The organism is Caballeronia mineralivorans PML1(12) (assembly GCF_001028175.1).
Taxonomy (GTDB): Bacteria; Pseudomonadota; Gammaproteobacteria; order Burkholderiales; family Burkholderiaceae; genus Caballeronia; species Caballeronia mineralivorans.
The window spans coordinates 26,150-41,438 of sequence record NZ_AEJF01000259.1 but is presented as its reverse complement, the minus strand read 5'-3'; the positions used below and the strand labels follow the sequence as shown (position 1 = coordinate 41,438).

14 protein-coding genes and 1 pseudogene are annotated in these 15,289 nt (G+C 60.3%); 6 read left to right on the top strand and 9 right to left on the bottom strand.

Annotation, left to right across the window (positions count from 1 at the left end; all coding sequences use genetic code 11):
• A pseudogene (locus EOS_RS48660) lies at positions 1-185 on the bottom strand (RND transporter); the annotation flags it as partial.
• 197 nt (positions 186-382) lie between these two features.
• On the opposite strand from EOS_RS48660, the gene EOS_RS42180 reads away from it, so the two are divergent.
• Together EOS_RS42180 and EOS_RS47385 are read left to right on the top strand one after the other, a co-directional pair.
• Complete coding sequence (locus EOS_RS42180) at positions 383-1,321, top strand: LysR family transcriptional regulator (protein WP_047898189.1); 939 nt, start codon at positions 383-385, stop codon at positions 1,319-1,321.
• A 188-nt stretch (positions 1,322-1,509) separates the two neighbouring features.
• A complete protein-coding gene (locus EOS_RS47385; RefSeq protein WP_158934310.1) occupies positions 1,510-1,680 on the top strand; it encodes a hypothetical protein in 171 nt (56 codons plus the stop codon).
• Between the two features lie 127 nt (positions 1,681-1,807).
• Here the strand turns inward: EOS_RS47385 and EOS_RS42175 are convergent, their stop codons facing one another.
• From EOS_RS42175 to wrbA, 4 genes are all read right to left on the bottom strand, one after another.
• Positions 1,808-2,611 carry a metallophosphoesterase gene (locus tag EOS_RS42175; protein ID WP_047898188.1) on the bottom strand — a complete coding sequence of 268 codons (804 nt, stop codon included), beginning with the start codon at positions 2,609-2,611 and terminating at the stop codon, positions 1,808-1,810.
• Positions 2,612-2,624: 13 nt separating this feature from the next.
• A complete protein-coding gene (locus tag EOS_RS42170) occupies positions 2,625-4,100 on the bottom strand; it encodes an FAD-binding oxidoreductase (RefSeq protein ID WP_047898187.1) in 1,476 nt (491 codons plus the stop codon).
• A 110-nt stretch (positions 4,101-4,210) separates the two neighbouring features.
• The gene (locus EOS_RS42165; RefSeq protein ID WP_407639231.1) at positions 4,211-4,642 is read right to left on the bottom strand and encodes a DUF2069 domain-containing protein; all 432 of its coding nucleotides are present in this window, start codon (positions 4,640-4,642) and stop codon (positions 4,211-4,213) included.
• On the bottom strand, positions 4,642-5,244 hold the full coding sequence (gene wrbA / locus EOS_RS42160; RefSeq protein WP_047898186.1) for an NAD(P)H:quinone oxidoreductase: 603 nt from the start codon (positions 5,242-5,244) through the stop codon (positions 4,642-4,644). The genes EOS_RS42165 and wrbA overlap by 1 nt, the downstream gene beginning before the upstream one ends.
• 122 nt (positions 5,245-5,366) lie before the next feature.
• Here wrbA and EOS_RS42155 point away from each other — a divergent pair, with 122 nt between their 5' ends.
• Positions 5,367-6,674, top strand: coding sequence for a YihY family inner membrane protein (locus EOS_RS42155; protein ID WP_047898185.1), 1,308 nt, complete (start codon positions 5,367-5,369; stop codon positions 6,672-6,674).
• A gap of 16 nt (positions 6,675-6,690) precedes the next feature.
• On the opposite strand, the gene EOS_RS42150 is transcribed toward EOS_RS42155, so the two are convergent.
• The 3 genes from EOS_RS42150 to EOS_RS42140 form a co-directional block, all read right to left on the bottom strand.
• A complete protein-coding gene (locus EOS_RS42150) occupies positions 6,691-7,011 on the bottom strand; it encodes an Mpo1-like protein (RefSeq protein WP_047898191.1) in 321 nt (106 codons plus the stop codon).
• Positions 7,012-7,223: 212 nt separating this feature from the next.
• Positions 7,224-8,045 carry an alpha/beta fold hydrolase gene (locus EOS_RS42145; protein WP_047898184.1) on the bottom strand — a complete coding sequence of 274 codons (822 nt, stop codon included), beginning with the start codon at positions 8,043-8,045 and terminating at the stop codon, positions 7,224-7,226.
• A complete protein-coding gene (locus EOS_RS42140) occupies positions 8,042-9,355 on the bottom strand; it encodes an O-acetylhomoserine aminocarboxypropyltransferase (RefSeq protein WP_047898183.1) in 1,314 nt (437 codons plus the stop codon). The genes EOS_RS42145 and EOS_RS42140 overlap by 4 nt, the downstream gene beginning before the upstream one ends.
• A gap of 255 nt (positions 9,356-9,610) precedes the next feature.
• Between EOS_RS42140 and EOS_RS42135 the strand changes: the two genes are divergently transcribed.
• The 3 genes from EOS_RS42135 (at position 9,611) to aroC (ending at position 13,372) form a co-directional block, all read left to right on the top strand.
• Positions 9,611-10,063 (top strand): CBS domain-containing protein, encoded by a 453-nt coding sequence (locus EOS_RS42135; protein WP_047898182.1) that lies wholly within the window; start codon positions 9,611-9,613, stop codon positions 10,061-10,063.
• A gap of 189 nt (positions 10,064-10,252) precedes the next feature.
• Positions 10,253-12,187 (top strand): MFS transporter, encoded by a 1,935-nt coding sequence (locus tag EOS_RS42130; RefSeq protein WP_047898181.1) that lies wholly within the window; start codon positions 10,253-10,255, stop codon positions 12,185-12,187.
• Positions 12,188-12,268: 81 nt separating this feature from the next.
• Positions 12,269-13,372, top strand: a complete 1,104-nt coding sequence (gene aroC / locus EOS_RS42125) for a chorismate synthase (RefSeq protein ID WP_047898180.1) — start codon at positions 12,269-12,271, stop codon at positions 13,370-13,372.
• Positions 13,373-13,432: 60 nt separating this feature from the next.
• On the opposite strand, the gene EOS_RS42120 is transcribed toward aroC, so the two are convergent.
• Entirely contained in the window at positions 13,433-15,106 is a 1,674-nt protein-coding gene (locus EOS_RS42120; RefSeq protein WP_047898179.1) for an electron transfer flavoprotein-ubiquinone oxidoreductase, read from the bottom strand.
• Between the last annotated feature and the right edge of the window lie 183 nt (positions 15,107-15,289).

Genomic DNA, 15,289 nt, shown 5'->3' with positions numbered 1-15,289 from the left:
CACGCGTCGAGCTGGGGATCGTTGTAGGCGCGCCACCAGGTCGACGCCGGCCATGCCGCGTCGGCGTTAGCCGCGCGCAGCGTCGCGCCGGCATCGAGCGACGACGCGTCCTTCAAGGTGTCTTCGGGACCGACGTTTTTAGTGCTCGCGCAGCCTGCTATTGTTAAAATAAATGTAAGAACCATCGGGATGATGGTCTTTCTGATCGTGCGGTCTAGCAAAATTATTTCTCAAATTGGATTGAGACACAGACCAGAATTATATTTTTGCCCGTATTAACGAGTAACTGGTAAAAATGCAAAGCATTGTTACGGGTTATGAGTTAATCATTGTTGCCCAGAGCGCAACAATGGCGGCATCACTTGAACGAGACTCAAGGCTCATGGATACGCTCCAAAACATGCGCGTGTTTTCGCGGGTTGTCGAAGCTGGCAGCTTTACCGCTGCGGCTCAGCACCTGAACACGACCACGGCCTATGCATCGCGCGCCGTCTCCGATCTCGAAGCGCATTTACGTACCCGCTTGCTCAACCGGACCACGCGCCGGATTGCGCTGACTGAGGCGGGAGAGCGTTATCTGCAGCGTTGCGAGCAAATCCTTGCGTACGTCGATCAGGCGGAAGCCGAAGCCGGCGATGCGCACGCGAAGCCGTCCGGAAAGCTCAAGATCCACACCATGGCGGGCATTGGCCAGCATTACATCGTGCCGATGATTTCGCGCTATCAGACGCTGCATCCGTCGGTGCAGATAGACCTGACGCTTGCTCAGCGCGTGCCCGATCTGCTGGATGAGGGATTTGACGTATCGATCGTGCTTGGCACCGAACTGCCCGATTCGGGGTTGGTTTCGCAGCGCCTGGGCGGCGTGTTCAGCATTGCGTGTGCATCACCGGCTTATATCCAGCGGCACGGCGTGCCGCATGTGTTGTCGGATCTGGTGAAACACACATGCCTGCAACTCATCACGCCCGCGTTTCCGCCGAACAAATGGACCTTCGATGGCCCGAACGGCCAGGAAACCATCACTCTGGGTCCGGCAACCTTTACGGTCAACGTGGCTGAAGCCATGGCCGTGGCAATCAGCGAGGGCATGGGGGTTGGCATATTGCCGACCTCGTCCGCGTTGCCTGCATTGCGCGCAGGAACATTGGTGCGTGTCTTGCCGCAGTACACCATGCAGTTGCTCAACGTCTTCGCGCTGTATCCGTCACGTCAATATCTGGATGCGAAAATCCGCACCTGGGTGGAGTTTTTGCGCAATGAGTTGCCTGCCGCACTCGCCGCCGACGAAAAATCATTGCAGGAATTTGTGGCGTCGTAAGCTTATGAGCAGGAGAATAAGAACAAGCCGATGGGCATTTTCATGATCTTGCCGCGTCGCAACACTTGCTTACGACTATTTCAGCCGCATCTTGATAGCTTGTGGATTGTCTCTTTGCTTCACCGATTCACTGATTCACTGATTCACTGATTCACTATTTACCGATTTCGACAAAATCCGAGGAAGTTATGAATACGCCGCTGATGATCGCCATCTACGCACTGCTGGCTCTGATCGCCGTGCCCGCTACCCGTGAACTGCTGCGTACGGCCCGCGAAAATGCGAAACGCGCGCGCCTGATCCCAATCCGCATCGACGAGCGCAAGAATCGTCAATCGCGAGATTCGTCGGATCGTTGAGAAAAAAAGACCGATTTATCGGTCTTTTTGCATTTTTGCGGTTAATGGGGCCGGTTTTAACGCCGCCGGGGTAGAGTCGCATGTGGTGTGACGATTTACGCGCCCCGCAGTTTGTCGCGCGTAGCGCTCAAATCTCGACCACCTTGTCCCATTTGAACAACGGGTTTTCAGGCGCCCCTGTGCGTCGGTCGCGATACCCCCGCGGATTGCAGATCACACGCGTTGCCTCAACGACATAATCGAATGCCGTGTGCGTGTGGCCATGAACCCACAGCGCGACCGGCGCGCGCACGAGCGAGGGCAGATCGCTCACAAAACCTGCCGATGCCCGGTCCGTCGCGAACTTTTCAGCCAGACTCTGTTTGAGCGGGGCGTGATGCGTGACGACAATCGTCTTGCCGTCAAAGGGCTTCGCAAGCTCATCTTCCAGCCATGCTCGCGCCTGTTCGTGCAGCGCCAGTGCATCACTCGGACTAAACGAGCGCGGTTCGTCTTCCGGCTCCGGCCACGCAACCTGGATCACGCCCCGAAAGTCGACCATCACGCGCTCGGCCGCTTCGATGGACTCGCGCATCGCTTGATCGCTTGCTCCGAATAACGCGAAATCCGTCCATAGCGTGGTGCCAAGCACGCGCCATTTACCGTATCGATCGGTGAGGGTGGTGTTGTTCAGAAAATGCACGTTGGGCAAGCTGCGCGCGGCGTCCTGCATTGCACTTTCAAGTGCGCCGAATTCACCGTCGTAATACTCGTGGTTGCCCGGCACATAAACGACAGGTATCTGCGAGTCGAAGTTTTCCGCCGCCCAGCGCAGACCTTCAGCGTGGTTGTGGATGTCGCCGGCCAGCACGACGAGATCGGCCTGCGCGTACGGAATGGCGAGCGGTTCGTCGTGTTCGAGATGCAGGTCGGATAGAACGCGAATCTTCACGGCGCTTATCTCCTCAGTACGGTTCGGTTACGACACGCGAAGTACGAAGCGCGTGGACATCAGGCAAGACCTTCGCCGGATTCATCAGGTTCTCGGGGTCCAGCGCTGTTTTGAGCGCGCGCATGAGCCGCACTTCCACCGGGGATTTGTAGTGCATGGCTTCTTCCACCTTCAATTGTCCCAACCCGTGCTCCGCGCTGATGCTGCCGCCATGCGCGTGCACGCGCTCGTAGACGAGCGCATTGACCGGCGTTTGGAATTCGGCGAGAAAGCTTTTGGGATCGACACCTTCCGGTGCCTGCACGTTGTAATGCAGATTGCCGTCGCCGAGATGGCCGAACGTCACCATGCGCACACCCGGTATTCGCTCGGCGATAAGCACATCGGTTTCCTCGATGAAATGCCCGATACGTGAAATAGGCACCGCAATATCGTGCTTGATGTTGAGTCCTTCCACGGACTGCGCGAGCGGAATGTGCTCGCGCAAATTCCAGAACGCCTGCGACTGCGACAAACTCTCCGCCACGACCGCATCCTCGACCAGGCCTTGCTCCATGGCATGTTCCATCAGCCGTTCGAACAAACCGCGGCCGTGCTCCTCGCTCTCGCTATCCGACAATTCGAGCAACACGGTCTGGCCATGTTTTTTCTCGAACGGATGACGCATCTGCGGGAAATGCGTGGTCACCAGATGCAGCGAAAAATCCGACATCAGCTCGAAGCCGGTCAGCAACGGACCTGCGTAACGTTGCGCGGTGACAAGGAAATCGAGCGCGGCCTGGGGTGAAGCTACGGCGGCCAGTGCCGTCACGCGCGCAACCGGTGCCGGATGCAGTTTCATCACGGCGGCGGTAATGATGCCGAGCGTCCCTTCAGCCCCGATGTACAGGTCGCGCAGATCGTAGCCGGTGTTGTCCTTGCGCAGCCCGCGCAAACCGTTCCAGATCTCACCTTGCGGCGTCACCACTTCCAGCCCGAGGCATAACTCGCGCGTATTGCCGTAGCGCAGAACGGCAGTACCACCGGCGTTCGTGGACAGATTGCCGCCGATCGTGCAACTGCCCTCAGCCGCGAGACTCAGCGCAAAGAGACGCTCTTCCTGTTCGGCGCGCGCCTGGATATCGGCGAGGATCACACCGGCTTCCACCGTGATGGTGTTGTTGAGCGGATCGACGTCGCGAATCCGGTTCAGCCTGCGCAAGCTGATAACCACTTGCGTGCCACTGGCGTCCGGCGTCGCGCCGCCGGAATGACCCGTGTTGCCGCCTTGCGGCACGATAGGGACGCGAAACTCCCGCGCGAGCTGCACGATTTTCGCGACCTGTTCGGTCGTGCCGGGAAGCACCACGGCGCATGTTTCGCCGCGGTAACGCTTGCGCCAGTCAGTGAGAAACGGTGCGGTGTCGTGCGCGCCGGTCAGCACATGGGCCGTGCCGATCGCCTCGATGCAGGCGTCTACAAAATAACGTGAACGGTCGGATGCAGTCATGAATTTCGATGGCGGTAGCGTGGACGACAGGTGACACAGTATCGCGTAACGTCAAGCCGGGCGCACCCTGGCCTGATGGCATAGGTCTCGTTCACGTGAACGATTCCGTGCTACAAACGATTGCCGTCGGATGTTGAAGCTGTGGCGGCTTTTGCCCGCTTCGCGGCTCGCGCGGCGCGTTTGAACGGCGCGACAAAGCCAAGCGCGCAGACGAAGAACGCAAGGGCGAGCAGCGCTTCGAGCCAGCCAAGGCGTGCGGATAATCCTCTGTCCGTCATGCCGCGCACGATACCTTCGGCCAAGTACAGCAGCACGAGCATCGACGCCCATTGCAGCGTGTACACGTTGCGCCTGAGCGTGCCGCGCAGCGCGAACAGCAGCGGGATCGTCTTGAGCGCGAGCGCGGAGCCGCCCGGGCGCAGCGGTGCGAGCCAAAGCTCCCACGCAAGCGCCAACGCAATCAGCGCAATCAGGCTGAACAGCGCGCCGCGTGCAAAGCCGGGTTGTGTCCTGGCTGGGTCCATAGCGGGCGTGGTGGTCATCAGGCGCCGCGCTGAAGCTTTAGCGCCGTATGGGCCAAGCGTGCGCCGAGCGCAATGGCTAATGCCTTTTCGTCGGCGGAGATACCGCTCTCGGCGGTTTCAGCGCGGGCGAAATGGGACGCGCCATAAGGCGTGCCCCCGGTTTGCGTGGTGGTTAGCTTCGGCTCGGTGTACGGAATGCCCACGATCAGCATGCCGTGGTGAAGCAAGGGCAGCATCATGGAAAGCAGGGTGGTTTCCTGCCCGCCATGCAAGCTGCCAGTGGCGGTGAAGACGCTGGCGGGTTTGCCGGCCAGCGTGCCGGATAGCCACTGAGGCGAGGTGCCGTCGAGGAAATATTTCAGCGGCGCCGCCATGTTGCCAAAGCGCGTGGGCGATCCGAGCGCGAGCCCGGCGCATTCTTCGAGGTCGCGGACTTCGGCGTAGGGCGGGCCGTCGGCGGGAATATCCGGCTGCGTGGCTTCGCAAACGGTGGAGACAGGAGGCACGGTGCGCACGCGCGCCTGCATGCCGGGCACGCTGTCAACGCCTTGAGCGATCGCCTGGGCGAGCTCGCGAGTGGCGCCGTTGCGGCTGTAATAGAGCACGAGAATGTCGTTCATGAGCCTTTTCGGTGAACGGGTATTATAAGGACCGGGTGCGTGAGCGTGACTTTTTGGCGTGGTTTTGCCCGCTATTCAGGCTGCATCGCGGATCTGTTGTAACGATTGAAGGAGAGAGATTCTTGTTGAGGTTTCCCATCGATCTGGACACAACGAAGCGGCTCGCTGGATTCGTCGCACGTCGTACGGGTGAAGATCGCGTGCCGCAGGTGGCCGGCAGCCTGACATTTACCACCGTGTTGTCGCTCGTGCCGCTTGCGACGGTTGCGTTCGCGCTGTTCACCGCGTTTCCGATCTTCGCTTCGTTTCAGATGTCGTTGCAGGATTTTCTTGCCGCGCACCTGATGCCGTCGCAGATCAACAGCCAGATCTTCAAGTACCTGAACCAGTTTGCATCGAAGGCAAAAGGGCTTACCACGGTCGGCATGATCATCTTGTTCGTCACGTCGGTGATGACCATGATGACCGTCGAATCCGCGTTCAACGTGATCTGGCGCGTGCGCAAATCCCGGCCGTTGGCTCAACGCATCATGGTCTATTGGGCCATCATCACGCTCGGGCCCATCCTGTTCGGCGTGAGCCTGTCGACCTCGTCCTACCTGTTCGCGCAGTCCATTGCATTTGCCGGCTCGCATAATCTCCTGCCGCCAGTGATCGAGTGGGCGCTCGCCAGCGCATCGGTGCCGTTCACGGTGCTAGCGTTCTCGATGCTCTATGTGTTCCTGCCGAATTGCAAAGTGGAGTGGCGCGATGCGCTGGTCGGCGGGCTCGTCGCCGCTATTGCGTTCGAACTGGCGAAGCGCGGTTTCGGTTATTACGTGCGCCGTATTCCGACTTACACCGCCGTGTATGGCGCGTTCGCGGCGTTGCCCGTGTTCCTGTTATGGGTCTATCTGTGCTGGATGATCACGCTGATCGGCGCAATGCTCACGTCGGCGCTGCCGGCTATTCGCATCGGCCAGTTTCATCGAACTGATTTTCCGGGTAGCGATCTGCTCGATGCTCTCGAATTGCTCGCGCGTCTCGCGCAGGCGCGCGAAGCCGGCTTGCCGGGTTACACGGCGCTCGAACTCGCGCGGATGCTGCGTTGTGACATGGATACCTCCATGCGCCTGGTCCGCAAGCTCGATTCTTTGGAGTGGATTGCGAGGCTGGAGAACCTTCGCGTGCCGCGCTATGTGCTGATCGCCAATCCGCAACAGATCACGGTGGCTGGCTTGTTCGACCTCTTTGTGATCGAACGCGAAGAGCTGGATTATCAGTTGCGCCTCGATTCATCGCATATCGACCGTGCCGTATTGATGAGCGCCCTGAGCAACGAGAAACTCGACGTCACGCTCGCCACGCTGGTCGCGGCGCGTTCGGCTTCTCGTCAGGAAGGCACACGCGAGGCGCAAGGGGCGGGGGCCATACCGCATCAAACCGCCTGAAGCATCTTGATCCGACCTAAAGCGAAATCTTGCCGATGCAGATGTCCTTGAACATGACCCAGTCGCCCATCAGGCTGTAGAGCGGATGGCGAAAGGTGGCCGGGCGATTTTTCTCGAAGAAGAAATGGCCGACCCAGGCGAAGCCGTAGCCGCAAATCACGGCAGCAGGAAGCCAGAGCCAGTCGCCAGTGGCGATAGCCATGGCAAGGCAGCCGATCACACCCAGTGAACCGATGAAATGTAGCCGGCGCGACACCACATTGCGGTGCTCCTCGAGATAGTACGGATAGAACTCGGCGAAGCTCGCGAAGTGATCGGAATGTGCGGTTTGGGCCATGACAGTCTCCTTGTCGAGCGTTTCCAGCAGAGGCTCAGCAAGATTCATTTTCCGGCGATTAAGGCCGGTGCGCAACTGCGATTCCCAGGGATCTGGGTACGAATCTGGAAAGAGTGGGAGACCCCCTCCCATCAGGCCAATGGCGCATCGGGGCGAGGGTGGTTAAGCTTGTTTCATGAGCTAGATTCATGAACCTGAAAGTGATCTGTCACCTAAGCCGATCGCGTCGCAAAACTGAATAATGCGCAGAGGGTCGCATCGGGTTGTTCGCTCATCAACGCGTGTCCGGCATTGAGCGTGACCGTTTCGACTGCGACGTCCGCGCGCTTCATCGCGTCGATCAGTGCGCGGCTGGCGCGCGGTGGCGTCATGGCATCGTGGCGACCAGCGATGATTTGTACCGGGCACCGCAATGCCGCTGCCCGTTCAAGTCCCGCCGCATAGGCGTTGCAGGCGTTGAAATCGGTGAGGAAGAGATGAGCTTCGCCGCGCACGGCCACGCGTTCCATCAGCCGCTGGTTGGCGCCATGCAGCCAGAAGCCCGGAGCGGGGCTCGATGGTTTTGCGGCGATCGACGAATGCGACCACTGGTTCACCATCTCGATGGCCTCGGGTTCGCGGTCGCGAGCGGCGTCGAGAAGCGTGTCGGACACGGTCATCGGGAACGCGGTGGCGAGAAGCGCGAGACGGGTGACGCGCGACGGATAGCGCGCGGCGGTATCAAGGGCAATCAATGAGCCCATGCTGTGGCCGATCAGCATCGCCTCGCTGACCTTGGCGGCGTCCAGCAGCGCGATAAGCCAGTCCGCGAGCGCTGCGATGCTTCGCCGCGCCGGGCCCGCACTGCGGCCGTGACCGGGAAGGTCGACTGCGAGCACGTTCAGGCCGTGATGGGCGAAGTAGCGCGTCTGCAGTGCCCAGACGCTGTGATCGTGCTGTGCGCCGTGCACGAACACGGCCACCGGACGTCCCGGCTCGAACGCGTGGCCGCCGGTGTAGGCGTAGGCCGAAGCACCATCGACGTCGAGCATCATGCGCGGCTCCCGCTGGTGCTCGGCGATGCCTTTTGCGATGCCTTGAGCCCGCGTTTGAGGTCGTCGATGAGATCGTCAGGATCCTCCAGGCCGATCGACAGCCGGATACGCCCTGGCGCAATCCCCGCTGCGGCGAGGGCAGCGGCGTCCATGCGGAAATGCGTGGTTGAAGCGGGGTGGATGACGAGGGAGCGTGCGTCGCCGACGTTGGCAAGATGCGAGAACAGCGTTAACGCCTCAATGAAGCGCCGTGCCGCCGCTACGTCGCCGCGAAGATCGAAGCTGAACACAGCGCCCGCGCCGCGCGGCAGCAGGCGTTTTGCGAGCGCATAGTCGCGATGGCTCTCGAGTTCCGGATAAGCCACGCCTTGCACGGCAGGATGCGCGAGCAGGAATTCGACTACCTTTCGCGTGTTGGCGACGTGCCGGTCCATTCGCAACGGCAAGGTTTCGATGCCCTGCAAGAGCTGCCATGCGGCTTGCGGATGCAGACAGGCTCCGAAGTCGCGCAATCCCTCGCGACGGGCGCGCAGCAGGAACGGTGCAACGGTGCTTTCTTCGGCGAAGACCATGCCGTGGAAACCGTCGTAGGGTTCGGTGAATTCGGGGAAGAGATCGGTGGTCGTGAAGTCGAATGTGCCGCCGTCCACCAGTACGCCGCCGATCGTTGTTCCGTGGCCGCCCAGGAATTTCGTCGCCGAGTGATAGACGAAGTCGGCGCCATGCTCGAAGGGACGGAGCAAATAAGGCGTGGTGAAGGTTGAATCGACCAGCAACGGCACGTGATTCGAATGCGCGATTTCCGCGATCGTCTCGATGTCCAGCACATCGAGACCGGGGTTTCCCAGCGTTTCGCCAAACAGCAGGCGCGTGTTGGGCCGAATGGCGGCCCGCCACGCGTCGGAATCGTGCGGCGGCACGAACGTGGTGTCGATACCGAAGCGCCGCAGCGTGTAATGAAGCAGGTTGTGCGAGCCGCCATAAAGCGCGCTCGACGCAACCACGTGCGAGCCCGCGCCCATCAGTGTCGCGATCGCAAGATGCAGCGCGGCCTGTCCGCTGGCGGTTCCGATCGCGCCCACACCGCCTTCCAACGCGGCGACGCGCTCCTCGAACACGGCGACGGTCGGGTTCGAAATGCGCGAATAGACGTGTCCTGAGCGCTCCATGTTGAAGAGCGAAGCGGCGTGGTCGGTGTCGCGAAAGGAGAACGACGTGGTCTGGTAGATCGGCGTAGCGCGAGCGCCGGTGGTAGGGTCGGGCGCAGCGCCGGCGTGCAGCACGAGCGTGTCGAAGCGGTTGGCGGGCATCGTGGGCGGGCTACCATGAGAAAGAGTCATTTATCGTAACATCGGGTGTGGCCGGACAAACTTGGGGTAGACGCCAGCGTTGGCGCTCCACGTCAGGCGTGGCAACGGCAGCCGCGGCCCGGTATGCGCCGACCCGGTGCAAAAGCCCGCCCCGCGTGCTTTTGCAGACAAAACACGGGGTTCTTGCGCGCTTTCTTTTTAAGTGTCTTTCCGCTAGGATCGACAGATATTCAGGCTTTTCGCGAGGAGACAATCATGCGAGTCAGCGACATTTTGAACGTCAAGGGCAACGCGCTCTTCACGGTAACGCCCGATACACCGCTGCACGAAGCGATCAACACAATGGCGTCACACGACATTGGTTCACTGGTGGTGATCGAATACGGCGATCTCGCCGGCATGCTGACGTTTCGGGAGATCATTCTCACACTGAGCGAGAACGGCGGCAGCGTGGGCACATCCACCATCCGTAAGGTCATGGATGACCATCCGATCACGTGTACACCGGAAACGGATGTGAACGAGGTGCGCCGGATGATGCTCGAGCATCACGTTCGTTACCTGCCGGTGATGGAAAAAGGCGTGCTGATGGGCGTGATTTCTTTCTATGACGTCGCCAAGGCCGTGGTGGAAGAGCAGGGTTTCGAGAACAAGATGCTCAAGGCCTATATCCGTGACTGGCCGGAGCAGCAAGAAGAAGCGCGCTGATCCGAGCGTTGCGCGAGTTGCGCTAACCCGGACGAAGCGCATCACCACGTCACGCAAAAATGCGCGCCAGAGCGGCGCGCATTTTTTTCGCCCCTTGGGTCTTACACGAACACGGGCCCGGCGGAGCGTCGCGGTCGTTTCTGGAACCTCAAGCGCCAACACTCTCTCAGCTACCAACTCCAATAATCCATGAGCGAATCATCCGCATCACCGCGCGCGAAAGCAGCCAAGGCTCAACATGGCGACGGTCAATTCCGGCTGTTGCGCGAACGCCGTTTCGCGCCGTTTTTCTGGACGCAATTTCTTGGGGCGCTCAACGACAACGTCTTCAAGGTCGGTTTCACGTCGCTGGTCACGTTTCAGGCTGCGCGCTTTTCAGGCGTCGATCCGAAGACCGCCGCCTTCCTGATCTCCGCTATCTTCATCATCCCGTTCGTTCTCTTTTCCGCGACATCGGGCCAGGTCGCCGATAAATACGAAAAGGCCATGCTCACACGCTTGGTGAAGACGTTCGAAATCGTGGTGATGCTGATCGGCGGCGCGGGTTTCATGTTGCACAGCGCTCCACTGCTTTACGTCTGCACGTTCCTGATGGGTGTCCATTCGACCGTGTTCGGACCCGTGAAATACGCTTATCTGCCACAGCATCTCCAGCCGTCAGAACTTGTAGGAGGCAATGGGCTCGTCGAAATGGGCACGTTCGTGGCTATCCTGATCGGGACGATCATCGGCGGGGCAGCGGCGGGGCTGACCGAGCACGGCGCCATGTTGCTCGCCGGGTGCTGCGTGACGGTTGCGCTGATCGGGCGCGTCGCGTCGGGTTTCGTGCCGAAAACCGCGGCGCTGCAACCCGATCTCAAGATCAACTGGAACCCGTTCAGCGAGACGTGGCGCAACCTCGCGCTTGCGCGGCAAGACCGCACCGTGTTCCTGAGCCTGCTCGGGATTTCGTGGCTGTGGTTCGTCGGTGCGACGTTTCTCACGTCGTTTTTCAACTTCGCGAAGGACGTGCTGTCGGCGAATCCGGATGTCGTGACCGTTCTGCTCGGCACGTTTTCGATCGGTATCGGGATCGGTTCACTCATGTGCGAAAAGCTCTCGAAGCGCCGCGTCGAGATCGGACTTGTTCCGCTTGGGTCCATCGGGATCAGCGTCTTCGCCATTGATCTGTTTTTTGCCAGCCACGGCATTGCACCGGCCGGTCATCTGATGGGCGTCAGCGAGTTTCTTCAGATCGGCGTGCACTGGCGCATCCTGGCCGACCTGTTCCTGCTCGCCATGTTCGGTGGCTTTTACAGCGTGCCGCTCTACGCGCTGATCCAGTCGCGCAGCCAACCGACGCACCGCGCGCGCATCATTGCCGCGAACAACATTCTCAACTCGTTTTTCATGATCGTCTCGGCGCTGATGGCCATGGGATTGACGTCGGCGGGTGTAGGCATTCCGGGGCTGTTTCTCACCACGGCGTTGCTCAATATCGTGGTGGCCGTGTATATCTATTCGCTCGTACCCGAGTTCCTGCTGCGCTTTCTCGCGTGGATTCTCGTGCACACGTTCTACCGGATCAGGCTCGTGAACGCCGAGCGCATCCCTGAGCAAGGGGCGGCCGTGCTGGTGTGCAATCACGTGAGTTTCGTCGATGCCATTGTGATCATGTCGGAAAGTCCGCGGCCGATCCGCTTTGTCATGGATCACCGGATTTTCCGCTCGCCGCTGGTCGGCTGGCTGTTCCGCCATGTCAAGGCCATTCCGATTGCGCCCGCTCACGAAGACGCGAAGTTGCTGGAAAAAGCTTACGACGCCTGCGGCCGCGCGCTCGCTGAGGGCGATCTGGTCTGCATCTTCCCGGAGGGCAAGCTCACCCGAACCGGTGATATCAACCCGTTTCGCCATGGCTTCAGTGAAATTCTCAAGCGCCATTCGGCGCCGGTCGTGCCTATCGCGTTGCGTGGCCTGTGGGGCAGTGTTTTTTCGCGCCACGATGACAACCGCTGGCCGCGTCCGGTCCAGCGCGGCGTGATGAGTCGCCTGACGTTGGCGGTGGGTGAGCCGATCGATCCCGCCGAGGCCACGCCGGAACATCTGCAACAGGTGGTCGCGATGCTGCGAGGCGCCCGCAAATAGGCGTTGAGCGGGGCGTGAGGGAACTCAAAGCGTGCCCGGCTGGCATAATATTGGATCTTTCGCTCTTTCAGGACGACGCTCATGTCCGGCAATACTCTCGGCACGCTTTTCACCGTCACGAACTTCGGCGAGTCGCACGGTCCCGCGATCGGCTGCGTGATCGACGGCTGCCCGCCGGGCATGGAGTTATCTGAGGCGGATATCCAGATCGAACTGGACCGGCGCAAACCGGGTACCTCGCGGCATGTGACGCAGCGTCAGGAAGCGGATCAGGTCGAGGTTCTTTCGGGCGTGTTCGAAGGCAAAACGACCGGCACGCCGATCGCCTTGCTCATCCGCAACACGGATCAGCGCAGCAAGGATTACGGCAACATTGTCGAAACGTTTCGTCCCGGACACGCCGACTACACCTATTGGCAGAAGTACGGCATCCGCGATTATCGCGGCGGTGGACGTTCGTCGGCTCGGCTGACTGCGCCGACTGTGGCGGCCGGCGCGGTAGCGAAGAAATGGCTGCGTGAACGGATGGGCATCGAAACACGCGGCTTCATGAGCGCGCTGGGTGAGATCGCAATTCCGTTTGTCGCGTGGGAGCACGTGCGCGAAAACCCGTTTTTCTCGCCGAATGCAGAGATCGTGCCGCGTCTCGAGGAGTACATGGACGCGCTGCGCAAGGACGGCGATTCCATCGGCGCGCGCATCGGCGTGATGGCGACGGGCGTGCCGGCTGGACTGGGCGAACCTCTCTATGACCGCCTCGACGCCGATATCGCGAAAGCGATGATGGGCATCAACGCGGTGAAAGGCGTTGAGATCGGCGCGGGCTTCGCCAGCGTCGCGCAACGCGGTTCGGTTCATGGCGACGAAATGACGCCTGCGGGGTTCGCGGCGAACAATGCGGGTGGCGTGCTCGGCGGCATTTCGAGCGGCCAGGACATCACCGTATCGATTGCGATCAAGCCGACGTCGAGCATCCGCACGCCGCGTGAATCCATCGATAAAGCCGGGCATTCCGCGACGGTGGAAACCTTCGGCCGCCATGATCCGTGTGTTGGTATTCGCGCGACGCCTATCGCTGAAGCGCTGCTCGCGCTCGTGCTGATCGATCATGCGTTGCGGCACCGCGCGCAGAACGGCGATGTTGTGACGACGACGCCTCATATCGCGGCGCACATCGCTAAATGAAATAGCGCCGGTTCTAAACTAAAGAACCGGCGCTTTTCTTAAAGCCTCAAATCCGAACGATCACATATTCGGATAATTTGGCCCGCCGCCGCCCTCGGGCGGCACCCACACAATATTCTGCGTCGGGTCTTTGATATCGCAGGTCTTGCAGTGCACGCAGTTCTGCGCATTGATCTGCAGGCGTTCGCTACCATCATCGTTCTTCACGAACTCGTACACCTGCGCCGGGCAATACCGGCCTTCCGGTCCCGCGTACGTGCGCAAATTCACATCCACCGGTACCGATGCATCCTTCAGCGTCAAATGCGCCGGCTGGTTTTCCTCGTGATTCGTATTCGATATGAACACCGACGCCAGCCGGTCAAACGTCAGCTTCCCATCCGGCTTCGGATAAACAATCGGCTTGCATTGCGACGCGGGTTTGAGCGTTTCGTTATCGGCGTGCTGATGATGCAATGTCCACGGCACATTGCCGCCCAATACCTTCTGCTCGAGCCCGACCATCAGCGTGCCGAGATACAAACCCTTGCTCATCCACTGCTTGAAATTGCGTGCGCGATAGAGTTCGGTCTTGAGCCACGAGCTATCGAAAGCGTCGGGGTAAGCGGTCAGTTCGTCCGCTTGACGACCGGCCTGCACTGCATCGAACGCGGCTTCGGCGGCCATCTTCCCGGATTTGATCGCGGCGTGACTGCCCTTGATCCGCGATGCATTCAGGAAGCCGGCATCGTCGCCAGCCAGCGCTCCACCCGGGAACACCAGCTTCGGCAACGACATTAAACCACCGGCCGTGATCGCCCGTGCGCCATAGGACACACGCTTGCCGCCTTCGAGGAAGGTGCGAATAGCCGGATGTGTCTTGTAGCGCTGGAATTCCTCGAACGGCGACAGGTACGGATTCGAATACCCCAGTCCGACGACAAAACCCACCATCACCTGGTTATCGTCCATGTGATAGAGGAACGAGCCACCGTAGGTATCGTTTTCCAACGGCCAGCCGGCGGTGTGGATCACCAGACCCGGTTTATGTTTCGACGGATCGATCTGCCACAGCTCTTTAATACCGAGGCCATAGACTTGCGGATCGGCGTCGCGAGCGAGCTTGAATTTATCGGTGAGCTGACGGCCCAGATTCCCCCGCGCGCCTTCGCAGAACAGCGTGTATTTGGCGTGCAGTTCCATGCCGAGCTGGAAGTTGGCGGTTGGCTCGCCGTCCTTGCCCACGCCCATGTTGCCCGTGGCCACGCCGCGCACGGCGCCCTCTTCGGTGTAGAGCACCTCGGCCGCGGGGAAGCCCGGGAATATCTCCACGCCCAGCGCTTCGGCTTGTTGCCCCAGCCAGCGTGTGACGTTCGCCAGGCTCACCACATAATTGCCATGGTTCTTGAAGTTGTCGGGAAGCAGCCAGTTCGGCACCTGCTTCGCGCTGTCCTTCGACAGGAACAGGAAGCGATCCTCGGTGACTTCCACATCGAGCGGCGCGCCCTGGGTCTTCCAGTCGGGCAGCAGTTCGCTCAACCCGCGCGGGTCCATCACGGCCCCCGAGAGGATGTGCGCACCGATCTCGGAGCCTTTCTCCAGCACGCAGACGCCCAGTTCGATGCCTTTTTCCTGCGCGAGCTGCTTCAGCCGGATAGCCGCCGATAATCCCGCAGGACCGCCGCCCACGATCACGACGTCGTACTCCATTGACTCACGGGGACCGTACTGCTCGATGAGACTCTCCGGGGTCATCCAATGCTCCTGTCTAACGTTAGAATGCTTTTTTTGGGGATCGCGTATTGTCAGGGAACCCATGGTAGGGCGCAACCGGCGTTCCCATTATTAGCACGATCGTATTATTTCACGATAACATATCGGCTGCCTCGATTCGACGCTGATTCGGAGCGAACGGTGTCAAGACGGTTCGATCCGGGC

Coding starts and splice junctions, on each gene's coding strand:
- EOS_RS42140 (WP_047898183.1), bottom strand. CDS start 9,355: ATGCCCGCCAACCGCTTCGACACGCTCGTGCTGCACGCCGGCGCTGCG.
- EOS_RS42135 (WP_047898182.1), top strand. CDS start 9,611: ATGCGAGTCAGCGACATTTTGAACGTCAAGGGCAACGCGCTCTTCACG.
- EOS_RS42130 (WP_047898181.1), top strand. CDS start 10,253: ATGAGCGAATCATCCGCATCACCGCGCGCGAAAGCAGCCAAGGCTCAA.
- EOS_RS42170 (WP_047898187.1), bottom strand. CDS start 4,100: ATGACTGCATCCGACCGTTCACGTTATTTTGTAGACGCCTGCATCGAG.
- wrbA (WP_047898186.1), bottom strand. CDS start 5,244: ATGAACGACATTCTCGTGCTCTATTACAGCCGCAACGGCGCCACTCGC.
- EOS_RS42165 (WP_407639231.1), bottom strand. CDS start 4,642: ATGACCACCACGCCCGCTATGGACCCAGCCAGGACACAACCCGGCTTT.
- EOS_RS47385 (WP_158934310.1), top strand. CDS start 1,510: ATGAATACGCCGCTGATGATCGCCATCTACGCACTGCTGGCTCTGATC.
- aroC (WP_047898180.1), top strand. CDS start 12,269: ATGTCCGGCAATACTCTCGGCACGCTTTTCACCGTCACGAACTTCGGC.
- EOS_RS42180 (WP_047898189.1), top strand. CDS start 383: ATGGATACGCTCCAAAACATGCGCGTGTTTTCGCGGGTTGTCGAAGCT.
- EOS_RS42150 (WP_047898191.1), bottom strand. CDS start 7,011: ATGGCCCAAACCGCACATTCCGATCACTTCGCGAGCTTCGCCGAGTTC.
- EOS_RS42145 (WP_047898184.1), bottom strand. CDS start 8,045: ATGATGCTCGACGTCGATGGTGCTTCGGCCTACGCCTACACCGGCGGC.
- EOS_RS42120 (WP_047898179.1), bottom strand. CDS start 15,106: ATGACCCCGGAGAGTCTCATCGAGCAGTACGGTCCCCGTGAGTCAATG.